The 23,045-nt window shown below is 68.4% G+C and carries 21 protein-coding genes; 18 read left to right on the forward strand and 3 right to left on the reverse strand.

Annotated features, from left to right (window positions below):
• The first annotated feature begins 350 nt into the window (after positions 1 to 350).
• The 7 genes from ACFVYE_RS25730 (at position 351) to ACFVYE_RS25760 (ending at position 9,433) form a co-directional block, all read left to right on the forward strand.
• Positions 351 to 1,850 (forward strand): D-ribitol-5-phosphate cytidylyltransferase, encoded by a 1,500-nt coding sequence (locus tag ACFVYE_RS25730; protein ID WP_383970912.1) that lies wholly within the window; start codon positions 351 to 353, stop codon positions 1,848 to 1,850.
• A gap of 153 nt (positions 1,851 to 2,003) precedes the next feature.
• Positions 2,004 to 4,028: a hypothetical protein gene (locus tag ACFVYE_RS25735; RefSeq protein ID WP_383970909.1), complete on the forward strand. Its 2,025-nt coding sequence runs from the start codon at positions 2,004 to 2,006 to the stop codon at positions 4,026 to 4,028.
• A 143-nt stretch (positions 4,029 to 4,171) separates the two neighbouring features.
• Positions 4,172 to 5,398, forward strand: a complete 1,227-nt coding sequence (locus ACFVYE_RS25740) for a glycosyltransferase family 2 protein (protein ID WP_383970906.1) — start codon at positions 4,172 to 4,174, stop codon at positions 5,396 to 5,398.
• A gap of 149 nt (positions 5,399 to 5,547) precedes the next feature.
• Positions 5,548 to 6,618, forward strand: coding sequence for a glucose-1-phosphate thymidylyltransferase (locus ACFVYE_RS25745; RefSeq protein WP_383970903.1), 1,071 nt, complete (start codon positions 5,548 to 5,550; stop codon positions 6,616 to 6,618).
• Positions 6,615 to 7,601, forward strand: a complete 987-nt coding sequence (rfbB, locus tag ACFVYE_RS25750) for a dTDP-glucose 4,6-dehydratase (protein ID WP_383970900.1) — start codon at positions 6,615 to 6,617, stop codon at positions 7,599 to 7,601. The genes ACFVYE_RS25745 and rfbB overlap by 4 nt, the downstream gene beginning before the upstream one ends.
• Positions 7,598 to 8,482: a dTDP-4-dehydrorhamnose reductase gene (gene rfbD / locus ACFVYE_RS25755; RefSeq protein WP_383970898.1), complete on the forward strand. Its 885-nt coding sequence runs from the start codon at positions 7,598 to 7,600 to the stop codon at positions 8,480 to 8,482. Before rfbB ends, rfbD begins: the two co-directional genes overlap by 4 nt.
• A 156-nt stretch (positions 8,483 to 8,638) precedes the next feature.
• Positions 8,639 to 9,433 (forward strand): class I SAM-dependent methyltransferase, encoded by a 795-nt coding sequence (locus tag ACFVYE_RS25760; RefSeq protein WP_383970895.1) that lies wholly within the window; start codon positions 8,639 to 8,641, stop codon positions 9,431 to 9,433.
• Positions 9,434 to 9,502: 69 nt separating this feature from the next.
• On the opposite strand, the gene rfbC is transcribed toward ACFVYE_RS25760, so the two are convergent.
• Both rfbC and ACFVYE_RS25770 read right to left on the reverse strand, forming a co-directional pair.
• Complete coding sequence (gene rfbC, locus ACFVYE_RS25765) at positions 9,503 to 10,102, reverse strand: dTDP-4-dehydrorhamnose 3,5-epimerase (RefSeq protein ID WP_389607463.1); 600 nt, start codon at positions 10,100 to 10,102, stop codon at positions 9,503 to 9,505.
• Positions 10,103 to 10,161: 59 nt separating this feature from the next.
• Positions 10,162 to 12,201: a glycosyltransferase family 2 protein gene (locus ACFVYE_RS25770; RefSeq protein WP_389607464.1), complete on the reverse strand. Its 2,040-nt coding sequence runs from the start codon at positions 12,199 to 12,201 to the stop codon at positions 10,162 to 10,164.
• Positions 12,202 to 12,628: 427 nt separating this feature from the next.
• Between ACFVYE_RS25770 and proB the strand changes: the two genes are divergently transcribed.
• The 5 genes from proB (at position 12,629) to ACFVYE_RS25795 (ending at position 17,777) form a co-directional block, all read left to right on the forward strand.
• The gene (proB, locus tag ACFVYE_RS25775) at positions 12,629 to 13,714 is read left to right on the forward strand and encodes a glutamate 5-kinase (protein ID WP_229845750.1); all 1,086 of its coding nucleotides are present in this window, start codon (positions 12,629 to 12,631) and stop codon (positions 13,712 to 13,714) included.
• Between the two features lie 144 nt (positions 13,715 to 13,858).
• Positions 13,859 to 14,359, forward strand: a complete 501-nt coding sequence (locus ACFVYE_RS25780) for a hypothetical protein (RefSeq protein ID WP_383970887.1) — start codon at positions 13,859 to 13,861, stop codon at positions 14,357 to 14,359.
• An 80-nt stretch (positions 14,360 to 14,439) separates the two neighbouring features.
• On the forward strand, positions 14,440 to 15,723 hold the full coding sequence (locus ACFVYE_RS25785) for a glutamate-5-semialdehyde dehydrogenase (protein WP_389607465.1): 1,284 nt from the start codon (positions 14,440 to 14,442) through the stop codon (positions 15,721 to 15,723).
• A gap of 67 nt (positions 15,724 to 15,790) precedes the next feature.
• Complete coding sequence (locus ACFVYE_RS25790; protein WP_383970881.1) at positions 15,791 to 16,396, forward strand: hypothetical protein; 606 nt, start codon at positions 15,791 to 15,793, stop codon at positions 16,394 to 16,396.
• Between the two features lie 250 nt (positions 16,397 to 16,646).
• Entirely contained in the window at positions 16,647 to 17,777 is a 1,131-nt protein-coding gene (locus ACFVYE_RS25795; RefSeq protein ID WP_383970879.1) for a hypothetical protein, read from the forward strand.
• On the opposite strand, the gene ACFVYE_RS25800 is transcribed toward ACFVYE_RS25795, so the two are convergent.
• Positions 17,701 to 18,837, reverse strand: coding sequence for a M48 family metallopeptidase (locus tag ACFVYE_RS25800; RefSeq protein WP_383970876.1), 1,137 nt, complete (start codon positions 18,835 to 18,837; stop codon positions 17,701 to 17,703). The two genes, ACFVYE_RS25795 and ACFVYE_RS25800, sit on opposite strands and share 77 nt — an antisense overlap.
• Before the next feature lie 110 nt (positions 18,838 to 18,947).
• Between ACFVYE_RS25800 and ACFVYE_RS25805 the strand changes: the two genes are divergently transcribed.
• The 6 genes from ACFVYE_RS25805 to ACFVYE_RS25830 all read left to right on the forward strand — a co-directional run bounded on the left by ACFVYE_RS25805 (position 18,948) and on the right by ACFVYE_RS25830 (position 22,939).
• The gene (locus ACFVYE_RS25805) at positions 18,948 to 19,100 is read left to right on the forward strand and encodes a hypothetical protein (protein WP_176740246.1); all 153 of its coding nucleotides are present in this window, start codon (positions 18,948 to 18,950) and stop codon (positions 19,098 to 19,100) included.
• A gap of 84 nt (positions 19,101 to 19,184) precedes the next feature.
• Positions 19,185 to 19,349: a hypothetical protein gene (locus ACFVYE_RS25810; protein ID WP_093897070.1), complete on the forward strand. Its 165-nt coding sequence runs from the start codon at positions 19,185 to 19,187 to the stop codon at positions 19,347 to 19,349.
• 38 nt (positions 19,350 to 19,387) lie between these two features.
• On the forward strand, positions 19,388 to 20,005 hold the full coding sequence (gene nadD, locus ACFVYE_RS25815; protein WP_383970873.1) for a nicotinate-nucleotide adenylyltransferase: 618 nt from the start codon (positions 19,388 to 19,390) through the stop codon (positions 20,003 to 20,005).
• A gap of 19 nt (positions 20,006 to 20,024) precedes the next feature.
• Positions 20,025 to 21,743: an LCP family protein gene (locus tag ACFVYE_RS25820; protein ID WP_389607466.1), complete on the forward strand. Its 1,719-nt coding sequence runs from the start codon at positions 20,025 to 20,027 to the stop codon at positions 21,741 to 21,743.
• 114 nt (positions 21,744 to 21,857) lie between these two features.
• On the forward strand, positions 21,858 to 22,289 hold the full coding sequence (gene rsfS / locus ACFVYE_RS25825) for a ribosome silencing factor (RefSeq protein ID WP_266361561.1): 432 nt from the start codon (positions 21,858 to 21,860) through the stop codon (positions 22,287 to 22,289).
• Positions 22,286 to 22,939: a histidine phosphatase family protein gene (locus tag ACFVYE_RS25830; protein ID WP_383970917.1), complete on the forward strand. Its 654-nt coding sequence runs from the start codon at positions 22,286 to 22,288 to the stop codon at positions 22,937 to 22,939. Before rsfS ends, ACFVYE_RS25830 begins: the two co-directional genes overlap by 4 nt.
• Positions 22,940 to 23,045: the final 106 nt, after the last annotated feature.

Raw genomic sequence — 23,045 nt, forward strand, 5'->3', positions numbered from 1 at the left:
TTCGCTACGTTTAGTGGTACGGCGACGTGGTTCTTCGTTAGTTCGACGAATTCTCCCGGTTTTTGACGGTGGACCGGCGCGGGCCGGAATTGTTCTGCGAGTCCGTCCGGCGCCGGGCGCGTTCTCCGCGCCGTGTGACCGGCGTAACCGAACCCGCTCAAGGGTGATTCATGCCGCTCAGTCGTGTGGCGTCGGTCACCCGGCAGGGAAGCGTCAATTCCGGTGTTCGCCCTGATCGCAAGGCAACAGAAGGTGTCGATACGGCGTGCGGCAGCCGACGTCCGCCTTGCGAGACGGTAACGGAGAGTGCAACCATCGCTGTATCTCCCAGCCCTCAAGGTAGGTCGTCTGTGTCTGCTCAGCACATAGCCAAAGCCCGAACCACAGCAGTCGTGCTCGCCGGCGGGACCGGCCAGCGCGTGGGTCTGTCCATTCCCAAGCAGCTGCTGAAGATCGCAGGCAAGGCTGTCATCGAGCACACGCTGTCGATCTTCCAGCAGGCCGACTCCATCGACGACGTCATCGTGCTGATGGCTCCGGGCTATGTGCCCGACGTGGAGAAGATCGTGGCCAAGGCCGGACTCACCAAGGTCACCAAGGTGATCGAGGGCGGCTCCACCCGCAACGAGACCACCGAGCGCGCCATCGCGGCGCTGGGCGAGGGCCTGGCCGAGGGAGAGGACCGCAACGTTCTCTTCCACGACGCCGTGCGCCCCCTGCTCTCGCAGCGTGTCATCAAGGACTGCGTCGACGCCCTGGACCGCTACCAGGCGGTCGACGTCGCCATCCCGTCCGCGGACACGATCATCGTGACCCGCACCCACGGCGGCGACGGCGAGTTCATCACCGATGTGCCCGACCGCTCCCGGCTGCGCCGCGGCCAGACGCCGCAGGCCTTCAAGCTCTCCACGATCCGCCGGGCGTACGAGGTCGCCGCGGGCGACCCGAACTTCCAGGCCACCGATGACTGCTCGGTCGTCCTGAAGTACCTCCCCGACGTGCCGATCTACGTGGTCGCGGGCGACGAGTACAACATGAAGGTCACCCAGCCGGTCGACGTCTTCATCGCGGACAAGCTCTTCCAGCTGGCCTCCACGGCCGTCCCGCAGCCGACCGACGACGCCGCCTACCGTGAGCTGCTCACCGGTAAGACCCTTGTCGTCTTCGGCGGCTCGTACGGCATCGGCGCGGACATCGCGGCGCTCGCCGAGTCCTACGGCGCCTCCGTCTACGCCCTGGGCCGCTCCACCACCGGTACGCATGTGGAGAACCCGGAGCACGTCGACGACGCGCTCTCCAAGGCGTACGCGGACACCGGCCGCGTCGACTACGTGATCAACACCGCGGGCGTGCTCCGCATCGGCAAGCTGGCCGAGACGGACAACACGACCATCCAGGAAGCACTGAACGTCAACTACCTGGCGCCCGTGCAGATCGCCCGTGCCTCGTACAAGTACCTCGCCGAGACCAAGGGCCAGCTGCTGCTCTACACCTCCAGCAGCTATACCCGGGGCCGTGCCGAGTACAGCCTCTACTCGTCGACCAAGGCCGCCATGGTGAACCTCACCCAGGCGCTCTCGGACGAGTGGGCGGGCGACGGAGTGCGGGTGAACTGTGTGAACCCCGAGCGCACCGCCACCCCGATGCGGACCAAGGCGTTCGGCGACGAGCCCGCGGGCACGCTGCTCTCCTCCGAGGCGGTCGCCAGGACTTCCCTCGACGTCCTGCTCTCCGAGATGACCGGCCATGTCATCGACGTGCGGCAGCAGGACCCGACCCGAGGTGCCTCCGAGGCATCGGGCTTCGAACAGGCGCTGGCCGATGTCCTGGACCGACAGGCCGATGTGTAATACTGCTTGACAATCGACTATTCGGACCTCTGTGGACGCCGCGTGCGAACTGCAGGGGTCCGAATTCGTGAAGCTCAGGCTTCACATTTTCCCCGCAAGGTAATCAGTCGGCATCCTCGGGAGCGGTACTTCGTGATTTCGAAAGCCATTCGCATGGCTCGAGTAGGCAGTGGTTCGGAGCTGGCCGCCGCTCTTCTCATGGCCCTGGGATTCCCGTGCATAATGCTCGCGGCAATAATCCCCAATCTGTGGTTCTTCGCGGGCGCCGCCGCGGTGACCTATATCGCCGACCAGTATCTGCACCACTGCGGCAGCTACCTGGTCAACCGGCTCGCCGCGGTCCGCGCGGGGCTCTCGATCCGCTTCCTGGTCCGCCAGCTGCTGCTGATCCTGCTGCTCTCCCGTATGGGGTACGGAGAGCAGACGCTGTTCTACGTGACGGTTGCCTGCCTGCTGGCCTTCTACGGTCTCCAGGCACCGCAGAGTGCGACGGTCACCCTCATCAAGCTCCGCCGCAAGCTCCCGGTGGTCACGCTCAACATCGATCTGGAGCAGGTGCGGATCCCGGACGCCCCGCCGGCGCTGCTGATGAACCGCCCCGCGGAGAAGATGCTCCATCTGGACATCTTCGCGATGGTGGGTGTGCTGGTCGCGGTCGAGACCGACGCCAACGGCTTCGCCTATGCGGGCCTCGCCACCACACTGGTTCTCGCGGTCGGCTACCTGGCGGCGCTCCTCCCGTACATCCGTCCGAAGCGGCTCGTGGCGCCCGAGGCCAAGGTGCTGGGCGCGGTGGACAACTGGCTGCGCGAGTACCAGCCGACCGTGGCTCTCTACTTCTCCGGCTCCAAGGATTCGGCCTACCAGGTCAACATGTGGCTGGAGACCATGGCGCAGCTCGACGGACGCCCGCTGATCCTGCTGCGTGAGCGCACGATAGTTCCTCAACTGAACACGACATCGGTGCCGATGATCTGTGTGCCCGGCGGCGTGCACCTGATGAATCTGGACCTCTCGTCGGTTCGGGTCGCGCTCTACGCGGCCAACGTCGGCAAGAACATCCACCTGCTCCGGGTGCCGACGATGAAGCACGTATTCATCGGCCACGGCGACAGCGACAAGCTCGCCAGCGTCAACCCCTACAGCAAGGCCTACGACGAGGTATGGACCGCGGGCCGGGCCGGCCGGGACCGTTACGCGCTGGCCGATGTCGGTGTGCGCGACGAGGACATCGTCGAGGTGGGCCGCCCGCAGCTGGCCACCATCCAGTCGTGGACCGGTGCGCCGAAGAACCCGATCCCGACCGTGCTGTACGCCCCCACCTGGGAAGGCTGGGACGACAACCCGGGCAACACCTCGCTGCTGCTGGCCGGCGAGAACATCGTCAAGCGGCTGCTGCACTCCGAGAAGCCGGTCCGGCTGCTCTACAAGCCGCACCCCTTCACGGGCACCCGCAGCGCCAAGGCCAAGGCCGTGCACCAGCGGATCACGGCGATGATCGAGAAGGCGGGCGTCGAGCGCGCCACCGACCCCCGCTGGGCGAAGGAATCGGCCGCGCTCCAGCCGGTGCAGGCCGAGGCGCGGGCCGAACTGGCCCGTATCGAAGCGCGGCTGGAGGCGCTGTCGAGCGGCGGCCACGTCGCCGGGGACGAGGCCGAGATGTCCCGCGACTCGCTGGCCGACCCGGCGCGCGAGGCCGAGATCGCGCGGCTCAAGGACGAGTGGAACGCTGCCTCCTGGCGTGCGCTCGGCTGGTGGGAGCACAAGGTCATCACGGGCGCCCGGATGCGTCTGTACGACTGCTTCAACGAGTCGGACGCCATGGTCTCGGACATCTCCAGCGTGGTGTCGGACTTCATCGCGAGCGGCAAGCCGTACGCGGTCACCGATTCGGCTGCGCTGGGTGAGGACGAATTCCGTAGGCAGAACACCGCGGTCCGTGCCGCGGTCATCCTGTCCAATGCCGCGACCGAGCTGGACGCCCTGCTCGCTGCGGTGGTGGATCCTGCCGCGGACACCTTGGCGGTCGACCGGCGTGAGCTGAAGGAGTACCTCCTCGGCCCGGACGAGCCCACATCGATCGTGCAGTTCGGCACGGCCGTGAAGGCGCTCGCAGTCAAGTCGGAGGCCCGGAACGCGGGCCTGGCGAGAAACCTCGGCGAACGCGTGAGCGGCTGAGAATCCGCCTGGTTCGTTAGCACGATCCACCTGGCCCGGCATAGCCCCTGAAAGGGTTGTGCCGGGCCTTTGTGATAAGGCTCACGCTTCGGGCGTGTGGTGTCGGGGCAACCAACGCTCGGGGACGACTGTCTTCTGTTGGTGTGAACGAGAAGCCAAGCCCTGACGTAACTGTGATCATCGGTGCATACGAAGCGATGCCCTACCTCATTCGCTGCCTCGAATCGGTGGAGGCCCAGACCATCGGTGCCCACCGGATCGAGATCGTGGCGGTCGATGACGGTTCGACCGATGGCACCGGCGAGTACCTGGAGGAGTTCGCGGCCCGGTCCGCGGTTCCGACCAGGGTGGTCAGGCAGGCGAATTCCGGCGGCCCCAGCGGGCCGCGCAACGTGGGTCTCGGCATGGCGCGGGGCCGCTATGTCTTCTTCCTCGACGCGGACGACTACTTCGGCGAAGAGGCTCTGGAACGGATGGTCGCTACGGCCGACCGGGCGAAAACCGACGTGGTGCTCGGCAAGGTGGTCGGGGTCAATCGAGGAGCGCCCCGGTCGATGTGGACAGCCACCAAGGACCGGGTCAATGTATACAATTCAAAGGTCATTTACACGCTGAGTGCGCAGAAACTCTTCCGGCGTGAACTGCTGGAGCGAATCGGCCTGAAATTCGACGAGGGTCTCAAGACCGGTGAGGACGCGCTCTTCACCATGGAGGCGTATCTGCGGGGTGCCGGGGTATCCGTCATCTCCAATTACACCTGTTATTACCTGGTCGGCCGGGACGACGGAAAGCACGTCACCAAGAGCGGCACCTATGAATGGCGCTTCGACTCCATGCGAGCCATGATGGCACTGATCCACCGGCTCGAACCCGCCGGGCCGAAGCGGGACTTCTTGATGGTCCGGCCCTTCACGGTCGGCATGATGCAGCAGTTCGGCCCCAATTTCCTCCGGGACTCCCAGGAGGTCCGCCGCCACAAGCTGGAGCTCGCGGCGCCGCTCATGGACATGTACTGGAACGACGGCGTGGCGCGCCTGATCAAGGTCGCCGAGAGGCTGCGGCTCGCCGCTGTGGCGCGGGGCCGGGCCGATGTGCTGGTGGACGTGCTGACGTACGTGCGGGCGAAGTCCGTTCCGGATGTGGTCAGTTCACGAAAGGGTGACAAGCTCTTCCTCGCGTATCCGCACTTCCGGGACCGTTCGAGCGGTCTCTCGGACTCCGATTTCGAGGTCACCGTGCCCGACTGGCACGACGGCAAGCGCATCGAGAAGCCCGAGGTCGTAGCGCGCAGGGCGTCACTGTCGCGGCGCGTCGTCCGGCGTATGCGGCGGGATGTGCGGCGCTGGAAGTCGCGGATCAGCGCAGGCTGAGCAGCCGCTCCTGCCCTGTTCCGGATGTGTGTGTCCGCGTCTCGTTCACAGAGTTGACGCACGACGAACCGCACGGCAATTCTCAGTAAAGTCGCCCAGCAGGTCGCAGCCGCGACAAGACCGATATCTCAACCATGAGGACTGGTCACGTGAAGGCTCTCGTACTGTCCGGAGGGGCTGGCACCCGCCTGCGTCCCATCACACACACCTCGGCCAAGCAACTGGTGCCCGTGGCGAACAAGCCCGTGCTGTTCTACGGCCTGGAAGCCATCGCGGAAGCGGGTATCACCGAGGTCGGCATCATCGTGGGCGACACCGCCCAGGAGATCCGCGAGGCGGTCGGCGACGGCTCCCGGCTCGGCATCGAGGTCACGTACATCCCGCAGGACGAGCCGCTCGGCCTCGCCCACGCGGTGCTGATCGCCCGTGACTTCCTGGCGGACGACGACTTCGTCATGTACCTCGGTGACAACTTCATCGTCGGCGGGATCACCGGTCTGGTGGAGGAGTTCCGCACCGACAGGCCCGATGCACAGATCCTGCTGACCCAGGTGCCCAACCCGACCTCCTTCGGTGTCGCGGAGCTCGACGCCGACGGCCGGGTGGCCGCCCTGGAGGAGAAACCGAAGGAGCCCAAGAGCGATCTGGCGCTCGTCGGTGTCTACCTCTTCACCCCCGCCATCCACGAGGCCGTCCGCTCGATCGAGCCGTCCTGGCGGGGCGAGCTGGAAATCACGCATGCCATCCAGTGGCTGATCGACCAGAAGCGCGACGTGCGCTCCACCACGATCCGCGGGTACTGGAAGGACACCGGCAATGTCACCGACATGCTGGAGGTCAACCGGACCGTGCTGGAGTCCATCGAGCCGTCCCACGAGGAGGCCGAGGTCGACGAGGACAGCGAGATCATCGGCCGGGTGCGGATCGAGGCGGGCGCCAAGGTCAGCGGCAGCCGCATCGTCGGGCCCGCGATCATCGGCGCCCGGTCGGTGATCAGCGGCGCGTACGTGGGCCCGTTCACCTCGGTCTCGGAGGACTGCCGGATCGAGGACAGCGAGATCGAGTACTCCATCGTTCTGCGGGGCGCCTCCATCGCCGGTGTCCGCCGGGTGGAGGCGTCGCTCATCGGCCGTGACGTCGAGGTGACCCCCGCACCCCGTTCCCCGTCCGCCCACCGACTCGTACTCGGCGACCACAGCAAGGTGCAGATCTCTTCATGACCACCAACATCCTGGTGACCGGCGGCGCCGGTTTCATCGGCTCGCACTATGTCCGTACGGTGCTCGGCCCCGAGGGCCCCGGCGACATCGCCGTGACCGTGCTCGACAAGCTCACCTACGCGGGCAACCCGGCCAACCTCGACGAGGTGCGTGACCACCCCGGTTTCAGGTTCGTGCAGGGCGACATCTGTGATCCCGAGCTGGTCTCCAAGCTGATGGCCGAGCACGACCAGGTGGTGCACTTCGCCGCCGAATCCCATGTGGACCGCTCCATCGACGGTGGCGCCGAATTCGTCCGTACGAACGTCGTGGGCACCCACACCCTGATCCACGCCGCGCACCTGGCCGGCATCAAGACCTTCGTGCACATCTCCACCGACGAGGTCTACGGCTCGATCGACGAGGGCTCCTGGCCCGAGACCGACCCGCTCGCGCCCAACTCGCCGTACTCCGCGGCCAAGGCGTCCAGCGACCTGATCGCGCTCTCGTACCACCGCACCCACGGTCTCGACGTGCGGGTGACCCGCTGCTCCAACAACTACGGGCACCACCACTTCCCCGAGAAGGTCATCCCGCTGTTCGTCACCAACCTGCTGGACGGCAGGACGGTCCCGCTGTACGGCGACGGCGCCAACGTCCGCGACTGGCTGCACATCGACGACCACGTCCAGGGCATCGAACTGGTCCGTACGAAGGGCCGACCCGGTGAGGTCTACAACATCGGCGGCGGCACCGAGCTCTCCAACAAGGAGCTGACCGGTCTGCTGCTGGACGCCTGCGGGGCCGACTGGGACACCAGCGTCACCCATGTCGAGGACCGCAAGGGCCACGACCGACGCTACTCGGTCGACTGCACCAAGATCCGCGAGGAGCTCGGCTACGAGCCCCGCAAGGACTTCCGCACCGGCCTCGCCGAGACTGTGCAGTGGTACCGCGACAACCGCGCCTGGTGGGAGCCGCTGAAGGACCGGGCCGCTCTGTGAGCGCCGTCTGGCTGGTCACCGGAGCCGCCGGGATGCTGGGCCAGGACGTCCTGGCCAGGCTCGCCGGTGAGGACGTCACCGCGGTTGCCGCGGACCGTGCGGCCATGGACATCGCGGACCCCGGATCGGTGCGCGCAGGCTTCGGCGAGCACCGCCCCGCCGTCGTGGTGAACTGCGCCGCCTGGACCGCTGTCGACGACGCCGAGTCCCAGGAGGACGCCGCGCTGCGGGTCAACGGCACAGGCCCCGAGGTCCTCGCCGCGGCCTGCCGTGAACACGGTGCCGTCCTCCTCCAGGTCTCGACCGACTACGTCTTCGCCGGTGACGGCGAGAAGCCGTACGCCGAGGACGGCCCCACCGGACCGCGCAGCGCCTACGGCCGCACCAAACTGGCCGGCGAGCAGGCCGTGCTCGAAACCCTGCCGGACACCGGTTACGTGGTCCGTACCGCCTGGCTGTACGGCGCGGGCGGCGGCAACTTCGTCCGTACGATGATCAAGCTGGAGGGCGTCAAGGAGGCCGTCGACGTGGTGGACGACCAGCGCGGACAGCCCACCTGGACCGTCGATCTGGCCGACCGGCTGGTCCGGCTCGGACAGGCCGCCCTCGCGGGCACCGCCCCCGCGGGTGTCTACCACGGCACCAGCGGCGGCGAGACGACCTGGTTCGGCTTCACCCGGGAAATCTTCCGGCTGCTCGGCACCGACCCTGCGCGCGTCCGCCCCACCACCAGCGAGGCCTTCGTACGGCCGGCTCCCCGTCCCGCTTTCAGCGTGCTGGGACACGACCGCTGGGCGGCGGCCGGGATCGAACCGATCCGGGACTGGCGGGCGGCGCTGGAAGAGGCATTCCCGGCACTCCTCGCGGCGGAGCGGTCGTGATCGTCAAATGATCGTATCGATGGTCCGTTCCCGTCGAATTTCAAAGATGGGAACAACGGGGGTTTACATAGGGGAGAACGCTTACATCACAGTGCGGTCATGGGGTAACTTCGCCGGGGACCAGACCAGTTGGTTTCCTCCGAAGGGCTGCTCCACGTGAACCGCCATGACTTTCTGCGTCAATTGCACCGCGTCTACCGGCCTCGGAACTATTTGGAGATCGGGGTCAACGACGGCAGGAGCCTGGCCCTCTCGCGAGTGCCCTCCGTCGCCGTCGACCCCGCCTTCCGCGTGGTGACGGACATCAGCTGCGACGTCCACCTGGTCAAGGCGACGAGCGACGACTTCTTCGCCCGCAAGGACCCGCTGCTGCACCTGCGCAACGGCCGCAACCCGTTCCGCGCCCTCGCCCGCCGCGATCCTCTCAACGTGCTCGGCGGGGATCCGAAGCTGGAGCTCGCCTTCATCGACGGCATGCACCTCTTCGAGTACGCCCTGCGTGACTTCATGAACGTCGAGAAGCATGCCCGCTGGTCGAGCGTGATCGTGCTGGACGACATGCTGCCGCGAGATGTCGACGAGGCGGCCCGCGACCGGCACACCAAGTTCTGGACCGGTGATGTGTACAAGGTGGTGCAGGTGCTGCGCCGCTACCGTCCCGACCTGGTGGTCGTAGAGGTGGACACGGCGCCGACGGGTGTGGTCGCCGTGTTCGGCGCCAACCCGGAGAGCGACGTCCTGAAGAACGCGTACGACAAGATCATCGAGGAGTACGTCGTACCCGATCCGCAGGATGTACCGGAGGAGGTGCTGGTGCGGAAGAACGCCGTCCAGCCCGAGGCGCTGCTCGGCGCCGACTTCTGGCCGGCCCTGGCCCGCGCCCGCAACCTGCGCCGCCCCCGCTCGGCGTTCGCACCCCTGCGAGGGCGCATCGAGGCCGTGACGGGCTGACCGGACCGAGACAGTACGAGCCCCCGTGATCCGTACGGACCACGGGGGCTTCGGCGTTCCTGTCCGGGCTCAGCCGCGGGCGCGCAGCTGCGAGTAGTACGCCTGGCACGCCTCGTACGACGGCAGCAGGCCCTGCTCCTCGGCCGCGGCCAGCGAGGGAGCCGCGGCGTCCTTGTCGGACAGCAGCGGGGTGATCCCCTCCGGCCACTCGATGCCCAGCTCGGGGTCGAGCGGGTTGATGCCGTGCTCGCGGCCGGGCGCGTAGCCCTCGGAGCACAGATAGACGACCGACGCGTCGTCCGTCAGGGCCATGAAGGCATGGCCGAGACCCTCGGCGAGATAGACGGCGTGATGGTCCGAATCGTCGAGCCGGACGGCTTCCCACTGCTTGTACGTGGGGGAGCCGACCCGGATGTCCACGATGACGTCGAGCACCGCGCCGCGTACGCACTTGACGTACTTCGCCTGGCTCGGTGGCACGTCGGCGAAGTGGACGCCGCGCAGTGTTCCCCGGCCGGAGATGGAGAAGTTGGCCTGCGCGAGCTGCAGAGTGTGTCCGACAGCCTCGCTGAGCTCCGATGCCTTGAACCATTCGTGGAAGCTGCCGCGGCTGTCCGGGAAGACCTTGGGCTCGTGCACCCAGGCCCCTGTGATGGAGAGCTGCCGCATGCGATCACGTCCTTGTTCCGATGTGTTTGATGCTGGTTGGTGGGGCCGTCGTCGGCGGATCAGCCGGTGAGCCGGGCGGCGATACGTCGCGCGCGCTTCCGGCCCTGCGGCGGGAGCCTGCGCACGATCGGGCCGCCGACGGTGCGCAGCGCGCGACGCAGAGTCGCCTTCCGGCGCTGCGAGGCCGCCCCGGCCATGATCGTGTCCGCGGCCTGGGGAATTTCGGGATCCAGCTGGATCCTGCCGCCCTTGTCGACGGTGACGTCGCAGAGGCCGAGTGCGGGGCCCTTCTCGCCGTCGAGCCGTACGGAGAGCTTCCAGGCGCCCGCCGCGACACCGGGGGCGCGGCCGGGCACGGTGAGATGGGCCCTGCCCCCCGTCGGTTGCAGCACGGTACGCAGCGTGTGCACGGCCGAGCCGGTTCCGTCGGCCGGGCTCAGGACCAGCTGGGCGTCGGAGGCGACGGTCGTGGTGGCGGTGAAGAGCTCCAGCCGGATCTCGGGCCGCCGGCCCGGGGTCCGCAGAACGGGCCGGCCGTCCAGATAGTCGGCGAGCTTCTTGCTGCGACGGGCGACATCGAGCGTGAGGTTGCCGTGCGGGTCGGTGAAGTAGGGGATGACGGCACGGGCCGGCGAGCCGAGCGAGGCAGGCAGGCAGGCGGCGTCCACCTCCGGTGCGCGGTCGGCACCCAGCCTTGCCTTGCGGACCAGGCCCAGGCCGCGCAGCGGCACCCAGATGTCCCAGAAGCCGCGGGAGACCCGGCCGCGGCCCTTGACCGCCTCCGAAGACACATGGCCACTGCCGCTCAGGACGATCTCGCAGGCTCCGTCGCCGAGTTCAACGGTCCGAGTGGTGAACGTCGCGGGGCAGGACCACTCGACGGCCGTCTCGCGATTGCGCAGGGACAGTTCGGCGGAGAAGCCGTCCATGTCGTCGGTGACGTCGAGGAGTTCGTCCTCGGCCAGCAGCCCGCCGCCGTTGTCCGGGTGCAGGAAGTAGCGGCCGTCCCGGCGCAGCAGTTTCACGGGGGCCTCGTCGTCGCCCTGGACCAGCCGAGCGGTGACGGTGACGGCGACGCGGCCGTCCGGCTGCCAGGCGAACTCCTCCAGACGCGCCGACGCCTTGACGGACCCGGCGAACCGGGCGATCCGGAGCAGCCCCTCCCGGTCGTCCCTGCGCAGGAGTGTGGACCGGATCCGCAACAGCGGGCCGAGGCCGTCGTGCACGCCGTCGCCCATGAAGTCGATGGCCAGCGGCCTGATCGCGTCGCACATCTCGCCGAAGAAATCGGACTGGTACTTGACCACCGCGGGTTCGCTGAGCCGGCTCAGCATCTCGACCCTGTAGAAGCGGCGGAGCAGCAGATCCCGGAACTCGCCCGGCTCGGTGTTGGCCACGACAACGTCCAGGACTTCGCGGAGGTTTCCGTAGTACTGGGCCGGAACGATCTTGGTGGATCCGGCGTTCTTGCCGTCGTCACGCCGGGAATAGAAGTAACAGGTGTAATTGCCCAGGATCGAGACGACTTCGGCCGGGAAGTACGCCTGCATCATGTAGAGCTGGTCCTCGAGGCGGCGCTTGCCCTCGGGGTAGGCGATGCCGTTCTTGCGGAGGAACTCCGTCCGGAACATCTTGTGCGGCGTGAGGCTGTCGTACAGCGGCGCGTCGCGCAGGGTGCACTTCTCGCGGTTCTTCTTGAACACGCCGTGCGGGACACCGCGGAAGTTGCTGGCCACCTTGCCGATGACGATGTCCGAGTTGTTGCGGTTCCCCATCTCGTACAGCCGGCGCAGGGCGTCGGAGGCGAGATGGTCGTCCTGGTCCACGAACTGGACGTACTCGCCCTTCGCTTCGTCCACACCGACGTTGCGGGGCTTCCCGGGCCATCCGGAGTTGGGGATGGTGATCACCCGGAAATGAGGGTGTTCCGCCGCCAGCTTTTCGAGCCGTTCAGGAGTGTCGTCCGTGGATCCATCGTTGACGAAGAGAACTTCGAACTCCCCTGCAGGGAGGGTCTGTCGCAGAAGTGAGTCGATGCAGGGGTCGATGTACTTGCCCGGGTTGTATACCGGAATGACGACACTTACTTTGACTGGCATCGCTGCTGTCCCATGTCTGGTAGAGGTCCCTGGAGATGGTGGCGGATGCGGGGCCGACGCACACTGCCGAAAAACGGGGGAGGGCCGCCGCCACGCACCCTATCGGGTGTTAGATGAGCGAGACATTGCGATGGTTGCGCCGGTTGACGCGCTTCGATTTTCCCAGCCCGTTCGCCCGGTGCCGGTGCACCACGTCGAGATGCCGATCATTCGATGTGAGTAATGGGCTCGACTGTTGTTGCCGCTGTCGATCTCTTCGGCGGTGGGGCCGGACGCACGGGCCGTGGAGCCGCTCGGACGTCCACGGGCCGGAATGTACAGGCGCCGATTCCGCCGCTCACGTAGATTGCCAGGGCTGGGCGAGGCCGAACCATTGGGGATGTACGTGTCAGGGGCAAGGCAGGGCGTCACAGAGGCCCGCAGGATCGTGGTCAAGGTCGGTTCCTCATCCCTCACCACCGCGGCGGGCGGCCTCGACGCGGACCGCGTCGACGCGCTCGTCGACGTACTCGCCAAGGTGAGGAGCGGCGGGGAGCGCGAGATCGTGCTCGTCTCCAGCGGCGCCATCGCGGCCGGGCTCGCCCCGCTCGGGCTGCACCGCCGGCCCAAGGACCTGGCCAGACAGCAGGCCGCGGCCAGCGTCGGACAGGGACTGCTCGTCGCCCGCTACACCGCCTCCTTCGCGCGTTACGGCGTACGCGTCGGCCAGGTGCTGCTCACCAGCAACGACACCAGCCGCCGCGCCCACTACCGCAACGCCTACCGCACCCTCGACCAGCTCCTGGACATGGGTGCGCTCCCGATCGTCAACGAGAACGACACCGTCGCCACCGACGAGATCCGGTTCGGCGACAATGACCGGCTCGCCGCGCTCGTCGCCCATCTCGTCCGCGCCGATCTGCTGGTCCTCCTCTCGGACGTGGACGGCCTCTACGACGGAGACCCCAGCACCCCGGGCACCTCACGGGTCGCCGAAGTGGCGGGCCCCGAGGATCTCGCGGGTGTCACCATCGGCAGTGCGGGGAAGGCGGGCGTCGGCACCGGCGGCATGGTCACCAAGGTCGAGGCCGCCCGGATCGCCACGGCCGCCGGAGTCCCGGTCGTCCTCACCTCCGCGAGCCGGGCCGCCGACGCGCTGGCCGGACGCGACACCGGCACGTACTTCCACCGCACCGGACGCCGCTCGGCGGACCGACTGCTCTGGCTCGCCCACGCCTCCACCCCGCAGGGCTCGCTGACCCTCGACGACGGCGCCGTACAGGCGGTCGTCGAGCGGCACAGCTCGCTGCTGCCCGCGGGAATCGCCGCGATCGAGGGCGAGTTCACCGCAGGCGACCCGGTGGAACTGCGCGACCTCGAAGGCCGTCCCGTGGCTCGCGGACTCGTCAACTTCGACGCCAAGGAGATTCCGCAGCTGCTCGGCCGGTCCACTCGCGATCTGGCACGTGAACTCGGTCCAGCATATGAGCGCGAGGTCGTACACAGGGACGATCTCGTCGTCCTGCACCCCTGACAGACCCCCTGAAACGGCTGAAAGTCCAGCTTCGGGGCAGGGACCTTCCCGAAAAGCTCCCCATCGTCGGCCGCGGACTGGTCAACTTTGTAACGGGGGCACAGCGGGGTACAGCACAGCAAACGCATTCACAGGAGGCCGCCGGTGAGACGAGCGCGCCCGGGGGCGCCGCCCCGAGGAACGGGTGGCCGGGCCCTGACCAGTGTCGGAGCAGGTGTCGGCTTCGACGAGAGCCGGTCCACGGACCGCAGGGACGACACGACGACCGGGCCCGAGCCGACGGTGGCGAAGGAGGAGCGCACCCCGTCGAGACTCTGGCACATCACGCTGAGCGTCTCGGGCGCCGCGATTCCGCTGAAGGAGGTCAGACGGGGTCTCGAACAGCTCGCGCACGACCATCCCTTCCTGCTGACCAGCCGGTACGCCAACGATCACGCGGAGATCCGCTACTGGGAGGAGGCCCGTGATCTGCACGATGCGGCGGCCGTCGCGTTGCGGCTGTGGGGGGAACACCGCTCCACCGCCGGGCTTCCGCCCTGGGAGATCGTCGGCCTGGAAGTCATCGACCGAGAGACGTACCACCAGCGCGTCGCCGAGGGATACGGGCCGCCCCCGGCCGCCCCGGTCGGCGTGCACCCGTACTGAGCGCGGCGGCCCCCGGGTCAGTTGTCTCGCATCACGGGATACGTGACGGATGCCCGCAGTGTGCGCACTACCCTGCGGGCATGACCACGCTCTCGCCGTACGACAACATGTCCCCGGTCGCCCAGGCCGCCTACCGGGCACGCTCCGCCGCCGCCGACATCGCGCCACTGCCGCGCGCGGCGAAGGACGACGCGCTGCTGGCGATCGCGGACGCGCTGGAAGTGCGGACGGGCGAGATCGTCGCGGCCAACGCCGAGGACGTCGCCCGCGCCCGTGAGGCCGGGACCAGCGAGTCGATCGTCGACCGGCTCACCCTCACCCCGGAACGGATCCGTGCCATCGCTGCCGATGTGCGGGATGTCGCGGCGCTGCCCGACCCGGTCGGCGAGGTCGTCCGCGGCTCGACCCTGCCCAACGGCATCGACCTGCGACAGGTCCGGGTACCGCTCGGCGTGGTCGGGATCATCTACGAGGCCCGGCCCAATGTGACGGTCGACGCCGCTGTCCTCTGCCTGAAATCGGGCAACGCCGTCCTGCTGCGCGGCTCGTCCTCCGCGTACGCCTCCAATGCCGCGCTCGTACGGGTGCTGCGCGATGCGGTCGGCGGCTCCGGCCTCCCGGCCGACGCGGTGCAGCTGGTGCCGGGCGAGAACCGCGACTCGGTACGGGAACTCATGCGGGCGCGCGGCCTCGTCGACGTCCTCATCCCGCGCGGCGGCGCCTCGCTGATCCGCACAGTGGTCGAGGAATCCACCGTTCCGGTCATCGAGACCGGCACCGGCAACTGCCATGTGTACGTGGACGCGCAGACCGACCTCGACATGGCCGTCGACATCCTGATCAACTCCAAGGCGCAGCGCCCGAGCGTCTGCAACGCCGCCGAGACGCTCCTGGTCCACAAGGACATCGCCGCCCACTTCCTGCCCCGGGCACTGGACGCGCTGGCCGGCGCCGGGGTGACCGTGCACGGCGACGAGCGGGTCCTCGAATACGCCGAGGGGTCCAAGGCCACCGTGGTGGCGGCGACGCCGGAGGACTGGGAGACCGAGTACCTCTCGTACGACATCGCCGCGGCCGTCGTGGAGTCGCTGGATGCGGCCGTCGCGCACATCCGGCTCTGGTCCTCCGGTCACACCGAGGCGATCGTGACCACCTCCCAGGCCGCGGCCCGCCGTTTCACCCAGTTGGTGGACTCCACGACGGTGGCCGTGAACGCGTCGACGCGCTTCACCGACGGCGGTCAGTTCGGCTTCGGTGCCGAGATCGGCATCTCCACGCAGAAGCTGCATGCCAGGGGCCCGATGGGCCTGCCGGAGCTGACCTCGACGAAGTACATCGTCACGGGCGACGGCCACGTGCGGTGACCGTCCGGCTGCGGTGAATGTTGCGGGCTCCCTGCCCAGAACGACCCGGCGGGGCTAGTCTGGAGCCGTGCCGGACGACGTGGGGGGCAGGCCGTTCCCGGACGGCTGGGAGCCCGACGACGACCGCGGGGGCGCGGACGAGGACTTCGCCTCCGTGGTATTCGACGAGGACTTCGTACGGGCCGCCGAGATCCATGAACCCACCGCCGTGGAGCGACTGCTGGCAGCCGCGCAGGCGCGCGCCGAGGCCGAGGCGTCCAAGGCGCGGGCGGGCGGCGGTCCGCCGGATGACGAGCTCTATGACGAGGGATACGGTCCGGGCGGCGCATATGGCCGCGGGAGTGCCTACGGCGACCCGCTGGACCCCGATGGCGACGACGCGTACGGCAGCGGCCCTTACGGGCGCCACGGCGGTGCCCTGCGCCCCTACCGGGGTGCGGCGCGCTGGCACCGGCCGGTGGCCTGGCTGCTCGCCGTGCTGATGGGCATCGGAATGGTTGCGCTGGCCTTCAGCGCCGTCTACCGCAACACCTCGGGCAACCGCCAGGACCCTGCCCCGCTGCCTGCCACCACCGGCGTGGACAGTGCACCCGGCCCCGTCCCCAGCGCCGTTCCGTCGGTCTCGGCCGGCTACCCCCGTCCCACGGTCTCAGCGGTCCCGCGCCCGTCCTGAGGGCGGTCGGCCGGGGGCCCGGGGCAACTCACGGGCGGTTCTCTCGCGGCTGGGCGTTTACCCCGGTCGTAATCGACCTACCCTGAAGGTGTGACCCCTCTCTCTCCGAGGGGGCTTCTCACTCGTCCGTACATGCGTAGTCATGCGACGTCATGCGAACTCATGGCTGGCAGGCCCTGTCCGAAGCCATTCGGCCGAAGCAGAGCGAGGCGTTTCGGCCCCGGTCGGTGACGTGGAGTCGGGAGAAGTCATGGCAGACCGCGGAGAACCACCAGAAGGCCCGCCCGAGAGCGCGCCGGGCGGCGGTGAGGACGAGTACCGGTCCCTCGTCTTCGACGAGTCGTTCGTGCGTGCTGCCCGGCTGAAGGAATTCTCCGCCCAGGAACGCATGGGCGACCACGCCCGTGCCGTACGCAGCCTCCCGGCCCGGGGCTTCCGCGCCGGCTCCAAGGCGGCCATCGCCCTGATCCTCCTGATCGCCCTGGCCTTCGGAACGGCCGTGTACATGGGCTTCCGCCACCCCTACCAGGCGCCCGTCGGCAGAAGGGCCGAGCCTCTGAGGTCGACCGTCGTCCCCCTGGCTCCTCAGGGTGCCGTACCCGGCGGAACCGCCGCCGGACTCCTCGCGAAGAGCCCCGCCGCACAGTTCGAAACAGGTGCCGCAGGCATCAATCTGCCGGCGATCCGAGGAACGGACAACTTCTCGGACAGTCAGGTGACGACGGCCCTGAGCACGGTCAGGGACTACCTGGTGGCGTCCTCGCTCGACCCCGACGTCCTCACCGGACACGCGGTGCGGCCGGTGGAACTGCTGCTCGACCCGGACCAGATGGCCCAGTTCGACCGCAGCATGAGCCGTTCGGACGACGACGGACAGCATGCCGCTACCGGCTGGCTGGTCCGCTTCGACCCGGCGAAGGTGGCACTGGCCGCTCCGGACATACGGGTCCGGGGCACCCTGAGCTACTCGGAGGCGGGGTCCGACACCCTGGAGGTGGTGTCGGACCACACCTTCACCTACACGCTCCGCCCGGCGGTCTCAGGGCCTCAACGCGCGGGCGGCGCCTCGCTCTTCACCGTACGGCGCGAGTTGCACTTCCGCTTCGACCGGGAAGACCTGCGGCTGCACCGGCTGGAGCTCCGCACCAGCTACGTACAGGCCGGGCCGCAGGCGTGCCCGGCGGACACCACCGGTGCGCTGCGGCCGCTGCTCGCCGGGCAGCGCGCCGTCTCCCGCGGCCCCGCGGGCACCGACCCGTATGCGACGGACCGGCCCACTGCGGCGCTCTGCGGGACGCTGACGGTCAGCTCCCAGCAGCCCCGGGCTCATCAGGGTTCCGAGGCTCCTGGGGCCCCGCAGAGCCCGCGGAGCCGTCCGTAGCACCGCCCTTGCCGGCTGCGCCCCCGCCTCCTTGACCGGTGAACTTGTCGCGGAGCTTGCCGCCCAGGTCCCCGGCGCCCCCCGCTATGTCGCCGACCAGCTTCATCAGCGGATCCTTGCTGGTGCGCACCGTGTCCGCGTAGTGCGCCGCGGACTCCCGGAAGGAGTCCGTCACCGAGGTGTCCTTGTCCTCGTCGCGCCGCGGGTAGTGGCCGTCCATGATCCGCTGGTAGTCGCGCGTCTCGGACCACTTCTTCAGCTCGGCCGCGCGCACCGTGGTGAAGGGGTGCGAGCGGGGCAGCAGATTGAGGATCTTGAGCACTGAGTCGCGCAGATCGCCGCCCTTCTCGTACTCGTCGGCCTGGGCGAGGAAGGCGTCCACATTCATCTCGTGCAGATGGTTGCCGCCCGCGATCTTCATCAGGCCGCGCATCGATGCCTGCAGATCCTGTCCGACCAGCAGCCCCGCCCGGTCTGCTGACAGCTCCGACTTGCGGAACCACTCGCGCAGTGCCGTCACGATCGCCATGATCGCGACATTGCCGAGCGGGATCCAGGCAACCTTCAACGCGATATTGGTGAGGAACAGCAGAATCGTGCGGTACACGGCGTGGCCGGAGAGAGCGTGTCCCACCTCGTGGCCGATGACGGCCCGCATCTCCTCCTCGTCGAGCAGCTCCACCAGCCCCGTCGTCACCACGATGATCGGCTCGTCGAGACCGATACACATGGCATTGGGCTGCGGGTCCTGGCTGACGTACATCGGCGGGACCTTTTCCAGGTCCAGGATGTAACAGGCGTCCCGCAACATGTCGTTGAGGTGGACGAACTGCGCGTCGCTCACCCGGACGGAGTCGGAGAGGAAGAGCAGTCGCAGGCTGCGCTCGGGCAGCAGACCGCTCAGTGTCTTGAACACGGTGTCGAAACCGCTCAGCTTGCGCAGGGCCACCAGGGCCGAGCGGTCCGCCGGGTGTTCGTAGGCCCGGGACGAGATTCCTGCGAAACGCCGGCGCTGCCTGCTCGGCACGTTCTCGTGGCTCTCGTGGCTGCGTTCGGTCATGAATGGGCCCCCTGTTCGTACGAGACGTCGCTCGCCCCCTGACAAATCCCAGCGTAGGTGCTGGGGCTACGGTGTGCGGGGGGCTGTGGATAACTGAGGAGACGCCCGACATGCCGCATACCGTTGCTCTGCTCGCTGCCGCATCCGAGGATCAGGGGCCCGGCAACACGCTCCGCATCGTGCTGCTCGCCTCGCTCGTCGGAGCCGTCCTGCTCGGCTGGTTCCTGCTCCGCGGATACCGCAACGACGACAACAACGACTGAGTCGGCGTGAGCGTGCCCGGGGCGCCCGCATACGATGTGCGCGACGTCTTCCTTCCGACTCCCGATCGATAGGTCCTGCCGAAGATGAGCCTCACGAGCACCGCGCACCAGCTGGTCACTCTCGCCGCCGAGGGCGGCGAGCACGGTGGCAACCACGAAAGCCTCAGCCCGTATCTCACCGGGGGCGGTGCATTCGTCGTGCTGCTGCTCCTGCTGTGGATCACCACTCGCTTCAACCGCGACCGCTGAGGCGAAGGCGTACAGCTGTGCCAGTAGGCTCTGCACGCATGGGAGAGCAGGAAGTGCCTACCGGCCGCAAAAAGCGCCGAATCGGCGTGATGGGCGGGACGTTTGACCCGATTCATCATGGACACCTGGTGGCGGCCAGCGAAGTGGCCGCCCAGTTCCACCTCGACGAGGTGATCTTCGTGCCGACCGGGCAGCCGTGGCAGAAGAGCCACAAGCACGTCTCCCCGGCCGAGGACCGCTATCTGATGACGGTCATCGCGACGGCGTCCAACCCGCAGTTCTCGGTCAGCCGGAGCGACATCGACCGCAGCGGGCCGACGTACACCATCGATACACTGCGGGACCTGCGCGCGATCCATGGCGACGCGGACCTCTTCTTCATCACCGGCGCCGACGCACTCTCCCAGATCCTCACCTGGCGGGACGCCGACGAACTGTTCTCCCTCTCCCACTTCATCGGTGTGACGCGGCCGGGGCATGTGCTCGCGGACCCCGGGCTGCCGGAGGGCGGGGTCTCCCTCGTGGAGGTGCCCGCGCTCGCGATCTCGTCCACGGACTGCCGTGAGAGGGTCGCGCAGGGGGAGCCGGTCTGGTACTTGGTGCCGGACGGTGTGGTCCGCTACATCGACAAGCGCCAGCTGTACCGCGGCGAATGAGCCACGCAGAGGGGCACCGGTGAACGACCGACAGAACCCGTACGACCCGTACTACCAGCAGCCGCAGATCATCGGCTACGACGAGTACGGGCAGCCGGTGTATCAGCAGCCCGGACAGCAGTCGTACGACCCGTACGCGCCTCAGCAGTCCCAGCAGGAGCCGCAGCAGGCCGACCAGGGGTACGGATACGACCCGTACGCCCTGCCTCAGCAGCCGCAGCCCGCGCAGCAGCCGTACGACCCGTACGCCGCCCCCCAGCAGCCCCAACAGCAGGCATACGGCGGCCACGACGGCTACGACGGCTATGGCTACGACACCGGCCGGCAGCCCGCCGCGGTGGACACCACCCAGCAGTGGAACATCCCGCAGCAGGCCACCGCACAGCCGTCCCCGCCCGCACCCTCGCCGGCCCCGCAGGAGCCCGAGCCCGACTTCGAGGCCGACCCGGAACCGGCCGTCCCCGGGCAGCGCCGGGCCGACCGTGACTACCGCACAGAGCAGTTCTCCTTCATCGAGGAGCCCGACGAGGACTCCGAAGACGTCATCGACTGGCTGAAGTTCACCGAGAGCCGCAGCGAGCGGCGCGAAGGGGCACGGCGTCGCGGCCGCAACCGCATGGTCGCGCTGATAGTCGTGGTGGCCCTGATGGTGGTCGGCGGTGTCGGCTACCTCTGGTCCGCCGGCAAGATCCCCGGCCTCTCCGGCTCGGAGAAGGACAACACCGCATCGACGGGCCCGCAGCAGCGCGACGTCATCGTGGTCCATCTGCACAACACCAAGAAGGGCGGCACCTCCACGGCGCTGCTCGTCGACAATGTGACGACCGAACAGGGGACCACGGTCCTGCTCCCCAACTCGCTCGCGGTCGCCGACGACGACGGCGTCACGACCACCCTCGGCAAGTCCGTGGAGGACGACGGCACCACGGGCACCCGCGACTCCATCGACACACTGCTCGGCACCAAGATCAGCGGCACGTGGCGGCTCGACACCCCCTATCTGGAGACTCTCGTCGATCTGGTCGGCACCATCGAGGTCGACACCGACATCGAAGTGCCCGACACGAAGAAGGGCGCTTCCCCCCTGGTGAAGAAGGGTGAGGCGCAGACCCTGAGCGGCCAGATGGCCGTTGCATACGCCACCTACCGGGCACCGGGTGAGGCCGAGGCGAAGCAGCTCATGCGGTTCGGGGAGGTCATGCGGGGTGTTCTGCGGAAGATCTCGGACGACCCGAAGACCGCCACGGTCACCGTGCAGACGCTGGCGCAGATCCTCGACCCGTCGCTCCCCGAGAAGGATCTCGGTGCCTCGCTGGCGAAGCTCGCCCAGCATGCCAAGGTCGGTGACTACAAGACGGCACTGCTGCCGGTGCAGGCCGACGGCACCCTCACCGACGCGGCCACCGAGAGCGTTGTCAAGGACATCCTGGGCGGCACGGTGAAGGCTCCGGACGCCGGTGCGGCGGTGCGGGTCGGGATCAAGAACGGCACCGGTGACAAGGACGGCACGGAGTCCGCCCGGATCAAGCTGGTCAACGGCGGCTATGCCTTCGTCGGCGGCGGAACGGCCGAGACCGCGGCGCTGTCCGAGGTCGTCTACAAGACCGCGGCGGACAAGGACAAGGCGACGCAGGTCGCCAAGACCCTGGGCCTGCCGACAAGCGCGTTGAAGCAGGGCAAGCCCGCCGCGAACGCGGATGTGTCCGTCGTGCTCGGCCAGAACTACGAGATCAAATGACCGGGGCCGCACCGCCCGGATGATGTCGGTTCGATCTTCGAACGTTCGCTGCGTGGGCTGTCGGCGGTCCGTGAGACCCTAGAGGTTGATCTGACCGCCGACGAAAGCCTGCTTGTGACCGCCACGGACCGCTCCATCGAGCTCATCAACGCCGCCGCTCAGGCGGCCGCCGACCGGCTCGCGCACGACATCATCGCGTACGACGTCAGCGACGTGCTGTCGATCACAGACGCCTTCCTGCTGGCTTCGGCCCCCAACGACCGCCAGGTCAAGTCGATCGTCGACGAGATCGAGGAGCGGCTCCAGAAGGAACTCGGCGCCAAGCCGGTACGCCGTGAGGGCGACCGCGACGCGCGCTGGATCCTCCTCGACTACGTCGACATCGTCATCCATGTCCAGCACAGCGAGGAGCGGGTCTTCTACGCTCTGGAGCGCCTCTGGAAGGACTGCCCCGAGATCGCGCTCCCCGAGGACGCCGTCAAGACCCGGGGCAAGGCCGCGGAGCACGCCCAGCTCACCGGCAGCACGGAAGGTGAGCAGAGCTGAACGGCAGCGGAAGCGGCAGGGGCCGCAGGATCGTCCTCTGGCGACACGGCCAGACGGCATGGAATCTGGAGCGCCGGTTCCAGGGCTCCACGGACATCGCGCTCACCGAGGCCGGCGTCGGGCAGGCCCAGCGGGCCGCCCGGCTGCTCGCCTCGCTGAAGCCGGCTGCGATCGTCGCCTCCGATCTGCAGCGGGCGGCGGCCACGGCCGCCGAGCTCGCCGCGATCACCGGCCTCGAAGTGGCGCACGACGCGGGGCTGCGCGAGACCTACGCGGGTGCCTGGCAGGGCCTCACCCACAAGGAGATCGTCGAGCTGTACGGCGAGCAGTACGCCGCATGGAAGCGCGGCGAGCCCGTGCGCCGCGGCGGCGGTGAGCTGGAGACCGAGGTCGCCGACCGGGCCGCCCCGGTCGTACTCGGACATGCCGAGAAGCTGCCCGACAGCGGCACGCTCGTCGTGGTCAGCCATGGCGGCACCATCCGCACCACCATCGGTCGGCTGCTGGGGCTGGAGGCGCACCACTGGGAAGGGCTCGGCGGGCTCTCCAACTGCTGCTGGTCGGTGCTGGGAGAGGGCGCGCGGGGCTGGCGCCTGCTGGAGCACAATGCCGGCACGCTGCCGGAGCCGGTGCTCGGCGACGACACGTAGGAGCATCGGGGCCCGGGAGTGCCATGGGCCTGCCTGCGGGGCGGGTCCGGACGGCGCTCGGAGTCCGCCTCCGGGCGGCGTCGGCCGGATTTCACTTTCTGGCTGG

The organism is Streptomyces sp. NPDC058239, from assembly GCF_042882185.1.
In the GTDB taxonomy this organism is placed as follows: Bacteria; Actinomycetota; Actinomycetes; order Streptomycetales; family Streptomycetaceae; genus Streptomyces.

Bases quoted from the DNA above. Each gene is read 5' to 3' on its own strand.
- ACFVYE_RS25735 (WP_383970909.1), top strand. From the start codon at position 2,004: ATGGCTCGAGTAGGCAGTGGTTCGGAGCTGGCCGCCGCTCTTCTCATG.
- rfbB (WP_383970900.1), top strand. From the start codon at position 6,615: ATGACCACCAACATCCTGGTGACCGGCGGCGCCGGTTTCATCGGCTCG.
- rfbC (WP_389607463.1), bottom strand. From the start codon at position 10,102: ATGCGGCAGCTCTCCATCACAGGGGCCTGGGTGCACGAGCCCAAGGTC.
- ACFVYE_RS25770 (WP_389607464.1), bottom strand. From the start codon at position 12,201: ATGCCAGTCAAAGTAAGTGTCGTCATTCCGGTATACAACCCGGGCAAG.
- ACFVYE_RS25785 (WP_389607465.1), top strand. From the start codon at position 14,440: ATGACCACGCTCTCGCCGTACGACAACATGTCCCCGGTCGCCCAGGCC.
- ACFVYE_RS25795 (WP_383970879.1), top strand. From the start codon at position 16,647: ATGGCAGACCGCGGAGAACCACCAGAAGGCCCGCCCGAGAGCGCGCCG.
- ACFVYE_RS25800 (WP_383970876.1), bottom strand. From the start codon at position 18,837: ATGACCGAACGCAGCCACGAGAGCCACGAGAACGTGCCGAGCAGGCAG.
- ACFVYE_RS25805 (WP_176740246.1), top strand. From the start codon at position 18,948: ATGCCGCATACCGTTGCTCTGCTCGCTGCCGCATCCGAGGATCAGGGG.
- ACFVYE_RS25810 (WP_093897070.1), top strand. From the start codon at position 19,185: ATGAGCCTCACGAGCACCGCGCACCAGCTGGTCACTCTCGCCGCCGAG.
- nadD (WP_383970873.1), top strand. From the start codon at position 19,388: ATGGGAGAGCAGGAAGTGCCTACCGGCCGCAAAAAGCGCCGAATCGGC.